Origin of the sequence: Microcystis sp. LE19-41.2A (genome assembly GCF_027530405.1) — a bacterium.
Lineage (GTDB): Bacteria > Cyanobacteriota > Cyanobacteriia > Cyanobacteriales > Microcystaceae > Microcystis > Microcystis aeruginosa.
This window is the reverse complement of record NZ_JAPZQJ010000582.1, coordinates 1-13,509: the sequence shown is the minus strand read 5'-3', so window position 1 is coordinate 13,509 and position 13,509 is coordinate 1. Positions and strand designations below refer to the sequence as shown.

General features: G+C 45.5%; 13 protein-coding genes. 7 read left to right on the top strand and 6 right to left on the bottom strand.

Annotation, left to right across the window (positions count from 1 at the left end; translation table 11 throughout):
* Window positions 1–31 precede the first annotated feature (31 nt).
* Window positions 32–1,234: a lipid-A-disaccharide synthase gene (gene lpxB, locus O9290_RS24380; protein WP_288054746.1), complete on the top strand. Its 1,203-nt coding sequence runs from the start codon at window positions 32–34 to the stop codon at window positions 1,232–1,234.
* Window positions 1,235–1,409: 175 nt separating this feature from the next.
* On the opposite strand, the gene gcvP is transcribed toward lpxB, so the two are convergent.
* Both gcvP and O9290_RS24370 read right to left on the bottom strand, forming a co-directional pair.
* On the bottom strand, window positions 1,410–4,355 hold the full coding sequence (gene gcvP / locus O9290_RS24375) for an aminomethyl-transferring glycine dehydrogenase (protein ID WP_288054744.1): 2,946 nt from the start codon (window positions 4,353–4,355) through the stop codon (window positions 1,410–1,412).
* A gap of 157 nt (window positions 4,356–4,512) precedes the next feature.
* Window positions 4,513–6,138, bottom strand: a complete 1,626-nt coding sequence (locus O9290_RS24370) for an ArnT family glycosyltransferase (protein WP_288054742.1) — start codon at window positions 6,136–6,138, stop codon at window positions 4,513–4,515.
* A 29-nt stretch (window positions 6,139–6,167) separates the two neighbouring features.
* Between O9290_RS24370 and O9290_RS24365 the strand changes: the two genes are divergently transcribed.
* Both O9290_RS24365 and O9290_RS24360 read left to right on the top strand, forming a co-directional pair.
* Entirely contained in the window at window positions 6,168–6,968 is an 801-nt protein-coding gene (locus tag O9290_RS24365; RefSeq protein WP_288054741.1) for an aminotransferase class IV, read from the top strand.
* A gap of 149 nt (window positions 6,969–7,117) precedes the next feature.
* Window positions 7,118–7,240, top strand: coding sequence for a hypothetical protein (locus O9290_RS24360; RefSeq protein WP_265795904.1), 123 nt, complete (start codon window positions 7,118–7,120; stop codon window positions 7,238–7,240).
* A gap of 13 nt (window positions 7,241–7,253) precedes the next feature.
* On the opposite strand, the gene O9290_RS24355 is transcribed toward O9290_RS24360, so the two are convergent.
* Window positions 7,254–7,604: a single-stranded DNA-binding protein gene (locus tag O9290_RS24355; RefSeq protein WP_002731888.1), complete on the bottom strand. Its 351-nt coding sequence runs from the start codon at window positions 7,602–7,604 to the stop codon at window positions 7,254–7,256.
* 223 nt (window positions 7,605–7,827) lie between these two features.
* Here O9290_RS24355 and O9290_RS24350 point away from each other — a divergent pair, with 223 nt between their 5' ends.
* The 4 genes from O9290_RS24350 to murB all read left to right on the top strand — a co-directional run bounded on the left by O9290_RS24350 (window position 7,828) and on the right by murB (window position 11,269).
* Window positions 7,828–8,865, top strand: coding sequence for a rod shape-determining protein (locus O9290_RS24350; protein WP_288054738.1), 1,038 nt, complete (start codon window positions 7,828–7,830; stop codon window positions 8,863–8,865).
* A gap of 90 nt (window positions 8,866–8,955) precedes the next feature.
* Window positions 8,956–9,705, top strand: a complete 750-nt coding sequence (mreC, locus tag O9290_RS24345) for a rod shape-determining protein MreC (RefSeq protein WP_002761654.1) — start codon at window positions 8,956–8,958, stop codon at window positions 9,703–9,705.
* A complete protein-coding gene (mreD, locus tag O9290_RS24340) occupies window positions 9,672–10,253 on the top strand; it encodes a rod shape-determining protein MreD (RefSeq protein ID WP_002761652.1) in 582 nt (193 codons plus the stop codon). Before mreC ends, mreD begins: the two co-directional genes overlap by 34 nt.
* Window positions 10,254–10,390: 137 nt before the next feature.
* Window positions 10,391–11,269 carry a UDP-N-acetylmuramate dehydrogenase gene (gene murB, locus O9290_RS24335; protein WP_002760709.1) on the top strand — a complete coding sequence of 293 codons (879 nt, stop codon included), beginning with the start codon at window positions 10,391–10,393 and terminating at the stop codon, window positions 11,267–11,269.
* 205 nt (window positions 11,270–11,474) lie between these two features.
* Here the strand turns inward: murB and O9290_RS24330 are convergent, their stop codons facing one another.
* The 3 genes from O9290_RS24330 to O9290_RS24315 form a co-directional block, all read right to left on the bottom strand.
* Entirely contained in the window at window positions 11,475–11,768 is a 294-nt protein-coding gene (locus O9290_RS24330; RefSeq protein WP_253852090.1) for a HigA family addiction module antitoxin, read from the bottom strand.
* Between the two features lie 569 nt (window positions 11,769–12,337).
* Window positions 12,338–12,730: a hypothetical protein gene (locus tag O9290_RS24320; RefSeq protein ID WP_002791850.1), complete on the bottom strand. Its 393-nt coding sequence runs from the start codon at window positions 12,728–12,730 to the stop codon at window positions 12,338–12,340.
* Entirely contained in the window at window positions 12,727–13,104 is a 378-nt protein-coding gene (locus O9290_RS24315) for a DUF433 domain-containing protein (protein ID WP_002778608.1), read from the bottom strand. Before O9290_RS24315 ends, O9290_RS24320 begins: the two co-directional genes overlap by 4 nt.
* Window positions 13,105–13,509: the final 405 nt, after the last annotated feature.

The window sequence follows — 13,509 nt, the reverse complement described above, 5'->3', positions numbered from 1 at the left end:
TGAATTCTTTTATTATCAAATAATTATCCAAATGCGTATATTTATTAGTACGGGTGAGGTATCGGGTGATTTACAGGCAGCCATGCTGATTGAATCCCTTTTTAAACTAGCTAAAACCCAGGAAATTGAGTTAGAAATTTTTGCACTAGGTGGCGATCGCATGGAGTTAGCTGGGGCAAAAATGTTGGGGAAAACCACTCGACTGGCTGCTATGGGATTAATTGAATCTATCCCCTTTATTTTGCCAACTTTACAACTACAAAAACGAGCAAAAGAGTTTTTTAGAGATCATCCCCCTGATCTGATTATTTTAATTGATTACGTGGGGGCAAATGTGGCGATCGGTCAGTCGGCTAAAAAAATTATTCCCGGTGTCCCAATTATTTATTATATTGCCCCGCAGGTGTGGATTTGGTCAGAAGAAAATATCCCCTCAGCTAAACTAAGGGCTACAGCAGAAAAGTTATTTAATACGGAAAAATTAATCGCCGTCACGGATAAATTATTGGCAATTTTTCCTGCCGAAGCCCGTTTTTTTGAAACAAAAGGTTTACCGGTAACTTGGGTAGGACATCCTTTAGTTGATCGTATGGCCAATGCTCCCAATCGGCAAGAAATGCGGCAAAAATGGGCAATAAAACCCGAAGAAACGGTGATCGCTTTGTTACCTGCTTCCCGTCAACAGGAGTTTAAATATCTCGTGCCGACGGTGTGTGCTGCTGCTAAAAAATTACAGGAAAAAATTCCCGATATTAAGTTTTTAATTCCCGTTCCCTTAGCTTTATACGAACCAAAAATGCGAGAATTAGTGAAGGAATATGGATTAAATGCGGTGATTATGGAACGAGATCAGACTTTAGAAGCGATTGCCGCTGCCGATCTGGCTGTGGCTAAGTCTGGTACAGTTAATCTCGAAATTGCTTTGTTAAACGTGCCGCAGGTGGTGGTTTACCGTTTAAGTGCAGTTACTGCTTGGATTGCCCGCAATATTATGAAGTTTTCTGTACCATTTGTCTCACCGGTAAATTTAGTTTTAATGCGAGAAATTGTTCCCGAATTATTACAAGAGGAAGCTAACCCAGAGAGAATTATGCAGGAATGTCTAGATTTATTATTAAATCAGCAACGTCGCCAAAAAATGTTAGATGAATACGCAGAAACTAAAGCCGGTTTAGGAACAGTAGGCAGTTGCGAGCGAGTGGCACAAGAGGTGTTTAAAATAGGCCTTTGTTAGGGTTAGGAGCCGGTCGTCAGGAGTCAGGAGACAGGAGATAGGAGTCAGGAATCAGGAGATAGGATTGCTGGAGATAGGAGTCAGGAGGCAGCTTTATTCTCCCCACACCCCACACCCTACACCCTACACCCCACACCCCACACCCTGCCCCAGGAAAAACTCTTTGCCGCAAACCCTACTTATAAGCGTCCATACCCTCACAGGAACAAACCAGATTTCTGTCCCCGTAAGCATTATCAACCCGTCCCACTACCGGCCAGAATTTATAATCTTTTAGCCAAGAAAGCGGGTAAGCTGCCTGTTGACGGGAATAGGGACGACTCCAATCATCGGCAGTTAAAACTGCGGCTGTGTGGGGGGCATTTTTCAAAGGATTATCGTGGGGATCCATGCTCCCATTAGCGATCGCTTGTACTTCTTGATAGATAGTTAACAAAGCTTCACAAAAACGGTCTAATTCCCCCAAAGATTCGCTTTCCGTGGGTTCCACCATCATTGTACCCGCCACGGGCCAAGAAACCGTCGGCGCGTGGAAACCGAAATCCATCAAACGTTTTGCCACATCTTCCACCTCGATGCCGGCCTGTTTTTTCAGGGGACGTAAATCAATAACGCACTCGTGGGCAACCGTTCCCGCGCTACCCTTAAATAACACTGGATAGGCCGACTCCAGATGAAAAGCCAGATAATTAGCGTTCAAAATTGCCACTTCTGTCGCTTTTTTCAAGCCGGCTGCCCCCATCATAGCGATATACATCCAAGAAATCACCAAAATGCTGGCACTACCCCAAGGCGCGGCCGAAATTGCGCCAATTGAGTCCTGATGCTTACCGTTAGCGGTTTCTGGGGATAATTTCGCCAAAACTAGGGAAACATCGGGCAGAAAAGGCACTAAATGGGATTTTACTCCGATTGGTCCCATACCGGGGCCGCCACCACCGTGGGGAATACAGAAAGTTTTATGGAGATTCAAGTGACAGACATCAGCGCCAAAATCCGCCGGACGACATAAACCCACCTGAGCATTCATATTCGCGCCATCCATATAGACTTGACCACCGTATTGATGAATCAAGGCGCAAATTTCGCTAATTCCCTCTTCAAAAACGCCGTGAGTGGAAGGATACGTCACCATCAAAGCCGCTAGATTATCCTGATGCTTCTGGGCCTTAGTTTTCAGGTCATCAATATCAATATTGCCCCGAGAATCGCAATTAACCGCCACTACTTTCATACCACACATAACAGCGCTGGCAGGATTAGTCCCGTGAGCGGACTCAGGAATTAAGCAAATCTGACGATGACCTTGACCGCGACTTTCATGGTAGGCTCGGATCACCTGTAAACCAGCATACTCTCCCTGAGAACCGGCGTTCGGTTGTAGGGAAATGCCATCAAACCCGGTAATTTCCCCTAACCAAGTCTCTAACTGTTGAAAGAGCAGTTGATAGCCTTCTGCTTGGTCAATCGGAGCAAAAGGGTGTAATTTGCCGAATTCTGCCCAAGTTACCGGAATCATCTCCGCTACGGCATTGAGTTTCATCGTACAGGAACCGAGGGGAATCATGGAAGTATTTAAGGCTAAATCCTTTGTTTCCAGACGGTGCAGATATCTGAGTAATTCCGTTTCCGAGTGGTAACGATTGAACACCGGTTCGGTAAGATAGGCACTGGTACGGGTTAAATTAGCGGGTAATTCTAGACTAATTTTCTCGACTAATTCCGCCGCGGTAAAGGGTAATTCCTCGGTGGGGGCAAAAATTTGCCATAAATCCCACACATCCCTGAGACTGGTGGTTTCATCGACACTAATTCCTAGATTATTCTCATCAAAATAACGCAGATTAATCTTATGGGTTTTTGCCTTGGCGAAGATATCCTTAACTCCCGTGGATACCGTAACTTTGAGCGTATCGAAGTACGGTTCTTTCCCCACTTGATAACCCAACTTTTTTAAACCATTTGCCAATAAAGCGGTTAATTTCTGCACTCTTTGGGCGATTTTCTTGATTCCTTCCGGTCCGTGATACACCGCGTACATGGAAGCAATCACCGCTAGTAACACCTGTGCGGTACAAATATTACTGGTGGCTTTATCCCGGCGGATATGTTGTTCGCGGGTTTGCAAAGCTAAACGCAGTGCGGGTTTACCCTGACTATCCTTCGATACCCCGACAATGCGCCCCGGAATGCTGCGTTTATAGACATCTTTGGTGGCAAAATAAGCGGCATGGGGACCCCCATAACCCAAGGGAACCCCAAAGCGTTGACTGCTACCCACGGCAATATCAGCCCCCAATTCGCCGGGGGGAGTCAACAGAGCTAAACTGAGAATATCGGCGGCAACGGTGACTAAAGCCCCATTTTCCTGCGCTTTGGCGATAAATTCCCGATAATCATAAATTACGCCATCGGTGGCTGGATATTGTAATAATGCGCCAAAAATCGGCGTTTGAAAGTCAAAGAGACGATGATCCTCAATAATAATGTCAATACCTAAAGGAATCGCTCTGGTTTTAACAACTTCAATCGTTTGGGGATGGCAACTACTAGAGATAAAGAAAGCATTGGCTTTAGTTTTACACAGTCCATAACTCATACTCATCGCTTCCGCAGCTGCTGTTCCTTCATCGAGGAGAGAAGCGTTAGCAATTTCCAGACCGGTTAAGCTAGTGATGAGAGTTTGGAAGTTTAAGAGAGCTTCTAAGCGTCCTTGGGCGATTTCCGCTTGATAGGGAGTATAGGCGGTGTACCAACCCGGATTTTCTAAGATGTTGCGGAGAATTACCGGCGGGGTGATACAGTCATGGTAGCCCATGCCAATAAAGGAGCGAAATACCTGATTTTTGGAGGCAATAGCTTTTAATTGGGCAAGAGCGGCGTATTCACTCAAGGCAGGTGGTAAATTAAGGCTTTTTTGTAAACGAATTCCTGACGGGACCGTTTGAGCGATTAATTCCTCCACGGTAGCAACACCCAAAACCGCCAGCATTTTCTCGATTTCCGTCTCCGTCGGTCCAATGTGACGGTTAACAAAGCTATCGGTGCAGTCTAGCAGGTCTTGCAGGTCAGCAGGAGCGAATTCCTCGGTTTTCTCGGCCGTAATTGACCTATTTAGCATATTAATCTCGGTTTAAACAATTACAAAAGTGCTGCGTTTCATCGCTAGGGGTGATTTTAACGCAACTTGTAAAATTTTTGTAATATTTCAAGTCAGCAATCGGCAAGATAAAGCGGAAGCTAATTTGCTATCGAAAGTACGCACAAAATTAACCTCACTACTGCTTCGTCACCAAAAACCAACCGGAATCCGTGGCTCCGATCGCCTTTAATCCTTCTAAATCAGTAGCTTCTTTGGTTTGACGATCGATAATTAGGTAAGGTTGCTTGTGACTTTGCCAGTGATTGATTAATTCTTCAGCAGCAAGGGGAAAAACCCGACGACCACTATAAAAATTTAACGAGGGGCGCTCGTAGGCAAAAGCAATATAAACAGGGTGATCTGCTGGCACATATTTCTGTACTAAACTCGCCACCGGTTTGACGGGGAAATTCTCATTTAATTCCCAGAGCCACAGGGGAGAATTAACAAAAATAAACAAAGAAATAAACATTCCCCAGAGTAAAACCACGATGAATTGTTGCGAGCGCCGGGCTAACAAAATCGCCGTTGTCACCATGGTCAAGGACAGTGACAATAAGGTTAAAAGAATTAAGGGATGGAGAGGTTCAATAGCGGCAAAATTACCTGGAAAATAGGCTATTAAAGCTAATAAACCCGCCCCAACGCCGATAATACCCAGAATAATTGACCAGATTGGATGATAGGGGCGATCGATGGGAAGATTACCCACTTGCGCCAAGGCATAACCGGCCGCTAAAGCCAAGGCCGGGTATATCGGCAGAATATACCAAGGCAACTTCGTCGCCATTACCGAAACCACGAACAGATAAACACCCGTCCAAACTAACAGTAACTTCGCCCAACTGTAGAGATATTCCTGACGAGCTAAACGTAAACCCCAAACCGAGAAAATTAACCAAGGCCAACTATATTTAAGAATTTCCAGCAGATAATACCAAAACGGTCCGCGATGATTGTCCAGATCGTCACTAACTCGCTTTAACTGTTGAACAAAAAGGGAATCGAGAAATTCCCGATCGTAGTGCCAAAATTGGGCGGCATACCAAGCAAAAGCGGGGGTTGCTCCCAATAACCAACCCGACCAAAAATAGGCAGACGTTAATAACCGGGGGGTATCCCAGAGCAGAAAAATAAAGCCGATACCCGCCAATAATAGCCCCATAATACCCTTAGTCAGACAAAGGAGGGCAAATCCCAACCCCGCCCCCACAGACCAGCGTAAATCGCGTCGTGAGCGCAGTAAACCAACAAACATCAGCATTTCAAAACACAATACCGCTCCATCCAACATGGCTAAACGGCCATGACGCACCACCGGCAAAAGAGTTAAATAAATCAAGGCCGACAGTAAAGCTGGCAAACGAGCCGGAAAAATTTCTCGACCGAGAAGATAAAGAAGCGGCACCGATAAAGCTGTAAAAAAAGCGGGAATTAGTCTAGTATTGGCCTCATTGATACCCCAGAAATGGTAGGTTAGACCAATTAAACTATGAATCAACGGCGGTTTATTCAGGTAGGGATCACCCCAAAGACTAGGAAATAACCAGCGCAATTGTTCCAGTGGAGTTTGGCTAATTTCCTTGGCCACCTGAGCGATTGTTGCCTCATCCCAATCCCGCAAGGGTAAATTCCCTAATCCCACTAGATAGATAATTAAGGCCGCTATTAATAATCCCAGTAAACACAGAAATTCTTTAAAATTTTCTCTCTGACGCAATTTATAACTAGAATATCCCCAAGTAAATTTTTGACGGTTCATAAGCTAGGGCAGTAAACAGTTAACTGATTATGTATTGGTATAATGGCGAATTAATCGAGGATGAGCGAATCAGTCTGGGTATTGATGATATTGGGCTGCTTTATGGAGCGACAATATTTACTACCCTGCGTGTCTATCAACACAGCTTAGATCATCCCCTGACCCATTGGCAAGAACATCTCAAACGTCTGCACTCTAGTTTACAAGTTTTTCAATGGCCTGATCCCGATTGGCAGCGAATTCGCCAAGGAGCCGAAGAATTATCCCTATTCTATCCTGTCCTGAGAATCACAATTTTTCCCGATGGTAGGGAGTGGATTAAAGGCAGATTTCTCCCCGAAGATTTAAACCTGAGACAAGAGCAAGGAATTATTGGCTGGGTAATAGATAATCCCGCTTGGCAACGCGTTTTAGGAGAACATAAAACTGGTAATTATTTAACTCCTTGGTTAGCGTCACAAACTGCTCAAAAAAAAGGAGCAAAAGAAGCGATATTAGTCGATCAAGTCGGGAATTGGTTAGAAACTAGCACGGGCAATTTATGGGGATGGAAAGATAATTGCTGGTACAGTCCCCTGCTGACTGCTGATATTTTACCCGGGATTGGGCGATCAGCTTTGATCGGCTGGTTAAAAAAACAAAATATTTCCCTAGAAGAAAATCTCTGGACCCCTGAATTTGTCAGGACTTTACAAGGGATAGCCTATAGTAATTCCCTGGTGGAAATTATCCCTTTTAATTCTATTCTTGGATGGAATCTAGAGATAAATACAGCTATTTATAGAGAAATTTTACCAGATTTACAGCAATATTTTTCCAGTCAATTATAGAATAAATAGGGTTTGCTGAATAAATCTAAAAACCTTATCCAACAAGGTTTTTAGACTTTTTTTCCCTCAAAAAGTGCCGACCATGGGAGTGATTGGGGGGAAAATTCAGGGACTTTTTCCCTGAAAATTAGGTAATTTACCACCTGAAAATGGGTAAAACCCTACACCCTACACCCCACACCCCACACCCTACCCCCACGAAAAACTTTTTGCCGCAAACCCTAAATAAGGGTGTGTTACTAGAGGCTAACACACCTAAAATCTGGAAATAATACCGCTCAAGCTTTAAAATTCTCGCTCGGAATTAGCCTCACTATCGCGCTTAGAACCGAGTAAATCTAATTGATCGACGAGAATCACTGGTTTAGAGCGAGCTAATCCCGTGTTTTTATCATTCCAGGTATCCATTTTCAAAGAACCTTTAATCCCGATTAAACCGCCTTTTTTCACATAATTAGCGGCCACCTCCGCCGTTTTGCCCCAAATTTCCAGATCGAACCAATCCGGCTGATCGCTATTTTTCGAGCGACGATTAACCGCTAAAGTTAAAGTACATAAAACCTTACCGGACTCGAAATACTTGGTTTCCGGATCTCTCCCCGCTCGTCCCACCAAATGAACCAGATTTACACTCATGGTCTTAAATCCTCAATTTAGTACAATAGTATGTTCATTTTAGCCTGAAACCTTAGCCTTGACCGGTGGGCAGCCAGAAAATTAGGCCAAAGACCTGGGTAAATCTGGAGAGAAAGAAGCGATAATTAACTAGACTTGAGAAACAAAACCTAATAAAATCCAAGTCGATTCGATCGAAAGTCTAGCTATAGCAACGTTGTTATCAGAACAGGAGTGAAAACAAGTGGGTTTTTTTAGAGGACTAGGCTTATCAAGGGACATAGGTATAGACTTGGGTACAGCAAACACCCTCGTCTATGTATCAGGGAAAGGCATCGTTTTAGAGGAACCATCGGTAGTAGCGATCGATCAAGATCGTAACCCGGTCGCTGTCGGGGAGGAGGCCAAAAAAATGCTCGGTCGCACTCCAGGCCATGTCACCGCGCTGCGACCCCTGCGCGATGGGGTAATCGCCGATTTTTACAGTTGCGAGATCATGTTAGCGGAATTCATCAAACGAGCGCTCGATGGCACGATTGGCAATCCCCGCATGGTAATCGGTGTTCCCAGTGGGATTACTGGAGTAGAAAGACGCGCGGTGGTGGATGCGGCCAAAAATGCCGGCTCCCGAGAAGTGGGGTTAATTGATGAACCCGTTGCGGCGGCCTTGGGTGCCGGTTTACCCGTCTCGGAAGCGACGGGAAATATGATCATCGATATCGGTGGTGGCACGACGGAAGTGGCGATTCTCAGTCTTGATGGGACCGTGATCAGCGAATCGGTGCGCGTCGCTGGGGATGAACTCACGGAAGCAATTATCGCTTATCTGAAAAAAGTCCATAACCTGATTATCGGGGAACGCACGGCCGAAGATATCAAAATTCGCCTTGGTTCGGCTTATCCCTCCCCCGGAGATGAATTTCCTCCTCTGGAAGTGCGGGGATTGCATCTTATGTCCGGTTTACCCCGCACCGTGACGATCAAAGCGGAAGAAGTGCGGGAAAGTATGGATGAGCCACTTTCCGTGATCGTTGATGCGATCAAACGTACCCTAGAAAAAACTCCCCCCGAATTAGCGGCCGATATTATCGATCGCGGCATCATGTTAGCGGGAGGAGGTGCTTTATTACGGGGACTCGATCGCCTAGTCAGTCACGAAACCGGTATCGTTACCCATGTCGCTGAAGATCCGCTGCGCTGTGTGGTCAAAGGCACGGGAGAAGTGTTAAAAAATCAGAAACTCTTTGAGCGGATCGTTAATGAAACAACTCGCAATGTCTAAAGGTCACTAGGATCGGTTAGCCGTTAGCCATCAGCAGCGGAAAAATGGACGGATTCTCACTCTACACAGTCAAGAGGTTTTTAATCGCTCATGTATTCAGCACGACGAAAATGGACACAGCAGGGATGGCGACTTTTGCTGCTCGCTGCCGCTTTGGGGGTAGCTTGGTACATTCGCACCTATCAAAGTGGGGCGATTTTAGAATTGTATGGTTTATTAACTCGTCCTTTTCAGGGAGAGGAAACTAATCTGCAAGAGCAACTTCTGGCCGATCAACGGGTGCGAGAATTACAAAATCGTTTAAGTGAAGTCGAATATCAAAATCAACAATTAAAAAAACAGCTTGGTTATTATCAAACCCAGAAAAAACCCCTGATTTCTGCCCCAATTATTGGCCGCAGCGCCGATGATTGGTGGCAACAGGTAATTATCGGTCGGGGTAGCGCCGATGGTGTGGAAGTGGGTGCTTCGGTGACGGGAATTGGGGGTTTAGTGGGACGGATTACGGAAGTTACTCCCCACACCAGCAAAGTTTTATTGGTCAGTAATTCCCAAAGTCGCATCGGAGCAACGGTGAATCGTAGTCGGGCCATGGGTTTAATTCAAGGTCAGAATTCCCAAGTCGCTACCCTGCGCTTTTTTGAAAAAGCTCCCGATGTCAAACCGGGAGATGTGGTGACAACTTCGGCTTTTAGTAGTCTTTTTTCGCCAGGGTTGCCCATCGGTCGCATAATTTCCCTTAATTTACAGGAAAATCCCGCCCCCACCGCCAAAATTGAATTTACCGCCACCGTGGACAATCTCGAATGGGTGTTCGTTCACCCGCAACCCCAGCAGTGAGAGGGGGAATTATGCTGAAATTAAGCCGTTTATCAGCCCGTTATCGTTTTATACTGAATATTTTAGTCACTATCGCTTCACTGCTTCTCTGTACCTTTCTTTCCTTAATGCGGCTCCCAGGTATGGAGATTTTAGGCATCGCTCCCAATTGGTTACTGATTTGGTTGGTTAGTTGGAGTCTCAATCGCTCTTGTCTCGATAGTGTGGTGGTCGGATTAGCGATCGGCGCTATTCAAGATAGTTTAACCTCTAATTATCCTTCCCATATCATGGTTTTTGGTCTGATCGGTTTCCTCACTTCCCGTTTACACCGACAACGTTATCTCAAAGAAGAATTGATCGCCGTGGTCTTAATTGTCTTTGTTATGACTTTAATCGCCAATGGTGCGATCGCTTTTCAATACTATCTACAAGGAGGCAAAAATCTCGCTGATCTTTGGCTCGATTATCAACGCATTGGCCTCACTGCTGCTCTGCTTAGTAGTCTCTGGACTCCCCTCGTCTATTATCCTCTCCAGCAATGGTGGCGACAATTTAGCGATCTTTAAGGAAATAGGGATTTAGGGAAATAGGGAGATGGGGAAATTTCAGCTAAATTCCCCACTACCCCAAAACCCTAAAACCTCAACCCTCAACACCCAACACCCAAAACCCTAAAACCCCAACCCCCAACCCCTAAAACCCTATGATTAAAACCTCTGTTTCTCTAGCTGATTTCACTTCCTACCGGGTGGGGGGAAGAGCGCAATGGTATGCCGAACCAGTTAATCTAGAGGAATTAAGAGAAGTGTTCGCTTGGTTGCGATCGCAAGATTTACCCTTGACTGTTTTGGGGGCTGGTTCAAATTTACTAATCAGCGATCGAGGTTTACCCGGACTTGTCCTCAATACTCGCCATCTGCGATCGAGTTGTTTTGATGCCGAAACTGCTACGATTACAGCAGCGGCGGGGGAACCCCTGCCAAAAATAGCTTGGAGAGCGGCAAAAAGGGGCTGGAGGGGCCTAGAATGGGCGGTGGGTATCCCCGGTACGGTGGGGGGTGCTGTGGTCATGAATGCGGGGGCGCACACCTCCTGTGTGGCGGATCGATTAGTGCGGGCGCTGGTATTAAATCCCGATGGTCAGTTAGAAACTGTAAGCAAAGAAGATTTAAATTATAGTTATCGCAGTTCTTCTCTGCAAGGGGATCAACGTTTAGTTATCGAAGCTACATTTCAGTTAGAAGCTACCGATAATTGCGAGGAAATAATGGCAATTACTACCCATAATTTACGCCATCGCAAAAGTACCCAACCCTATGATCGTCCCAGTTGTGGTAGCGTTTTCCGCAATCCTAAACCGCAATTTGCCGGGGCTTTAATTGAGGAAATGGGATTAAAAGGTTATCAAATTGGTGGAGCGCAAGTATCAGAATTACACGCTAATTTTATCCTGAATATTGGTTCGGCAAAAGCCTCGGATATTCTGCGTTTAATTCGTCATGTGCAGGAACAAGTGTTCGATCGCTGGTCTCTCTGGTTAGAACCAGAAGTGAAAGTTTTAGGGGAATTTGACGGGATTTAATTATTTTTCTCGATAACGGTTGAACTCAGCCGCGATGGGCTGGAGTGCGACGGCAGATATTTTTATAATCCTCTAGCATGGTGCGTTCCCCAAAATCTATTGGTGGGGCAGTAGGAGCCACATTAGGGAACGCACCCTACAAGATTGCGATCATACTATTTTTAATATATCTCGTGGGTGGTGCGTTACATTTAATTAACGCACCCTACGCGATCGCCGATCGCACTGATAGCCGTTTGACTTTGATATTGCCAATTGTCTGCTCTGCTTGCCATAGATCGTATTGCATTTGCTGATTGAGCCAACTTTCAGGAGATGTATCGAAAGCTTTCCCTAAGCGAATTGCCATTTCGGGGCTAATACCTGCCCTACCATTTAAGATGGCAGATAGGGTTTTTCGACTTACACCCAATGCTTCAGCAGCCTCAGTCACAGTCAGATTCAAAGGTTCGAGACAAAGTTCTTTAAGAACTTCACCAGGATGTGGTGGATTATGCATTTTCATCAGTGGTAGTCCTCAAGATCGACATCACAAGCATCAACACCGTCAAAGGTGAAAGTGATCCGCCAGTTTCCAGATACTCTCACCGTCCAGGTTCCTTTACGTTGCCCTGCCAGTTCATGAAGTACCAATCCGGGTAAGCAATTATTGTAGGTTGGGTTGACGCAAGGAAACCCAACAAAGAGTAACCTTTGGGGTGGTTGGGTTTCGCTTTTTCAAGCGAATTAAGCTATTTTCGCCTCAGTATTGTTTCGCTCAACCTAACCTACGAGGCTATTTTTAATATATCTCGTGGGTAGTGCGTTACGACGGATTGCTAGTCCTAAGTAAGAGCAGAGATTGTCGCCGTCTAACGCACCCTACTGGACTATTGATTATACGGAAACTTTCCGTATATCACGCCCAAAAGCGTGTTATCCAGATTAGCCTACTGCTAGTGGAGCGGTAGGAGCCACATTAGGGAACGCACCCTACAAGATCGGCGATCACACTGATTAGCTTTCGTCGGTCGGAGTGCATTGGGGTTGTTATGCTGTGTCACCAACAGATATGATGCGCCAATCACCTTATGGAATAAACAACCGACCAGCCCCCATATAGTCTTGGATATCGATCACAATTTCTACAAGCCTTTCAACGCAGCGTTCTCGATAGTCAGATTCATTGACCCTATCCGGATCGCCAATCGTAATGATCGGAAATGAAGTCGGTTGATTTTCTTCACGCATTACTTGTTCCAACGAGTCTTCACCCTTCGCATTCCGGTTTGCCGTAAGTAAGAGCATCCCGTTGGTTTGGGCAAATCTCCAAACTACTCGATCATTGCTGTCTGCGGGTAAGCCAACGTCTTCAAATGTCCTCAACCGAATTAGAGCGAGATCTAATAACCCGCTAACAACAAGACTTCCAGAGATCAGAATTGCCTGCCGATTCAAGTTGTAATCAGCCAGAACAATCATTGCTTCTTCGCTTCCCGCTTTGCTCTCCGTTCCTGAAGTTTAGCTCTAACCGCTTCATAGCCTGGACGAGGAGGAGTAGCAGCGATCCGAGCAAAACGTTCGCGATTCCTCTCTTCCCAAAATTGTTTAGTTTCTGCGGCAGTCTTTAAAACCTCCTGATATTCCGCTTCCACTTCTGTTCGATGTGTTTCAATGTAGGAAAGGGCAGCATGAATCTGAGCATCTGTAAGATTGAAGGCATCACGAATAAACTTGGGTGGATACTGAGCTTTGAGATAATCGATTACGTCATACAGAGTAATACGAGTATCCGCAATTGTAAGCCCTCGCTCTGTGCGGATTATAGCTGTTTGTCCATTCGATGCCAGTGCCATAGCAGTCTTAGCTTTTAATCATTTAATTCCATAGTAGCGCACAAAAAAAGCAAGGGGAACCAACGCCCCCTAACGACTGATTCACAAAATCCTTAATCCTCAACCCAGACCTTCAAAATGTATTTCAGCCTCGTTCCTGCATCTAGCCAGTAGTGAACTCCAACATCTGGCAGTTCAGTATCATTTGTGTGAGCGTCACCCCGTCCTATGCCATCATCAAAGGGAGTAATACGGTGTTTGGAAACCTCTTTGTGGAATTCCACCGGGAGCATCCCAGTTTTGCAATGAGTAAAAATACTCAGGCAATATCGCCGTTGAGATAAGCACAACGTAGCTTCAAATACTGAGGAACATTCTCTGCTTTCCATTGTGCTCCCACAATTTTCATTCTTGCACCTATTTGCT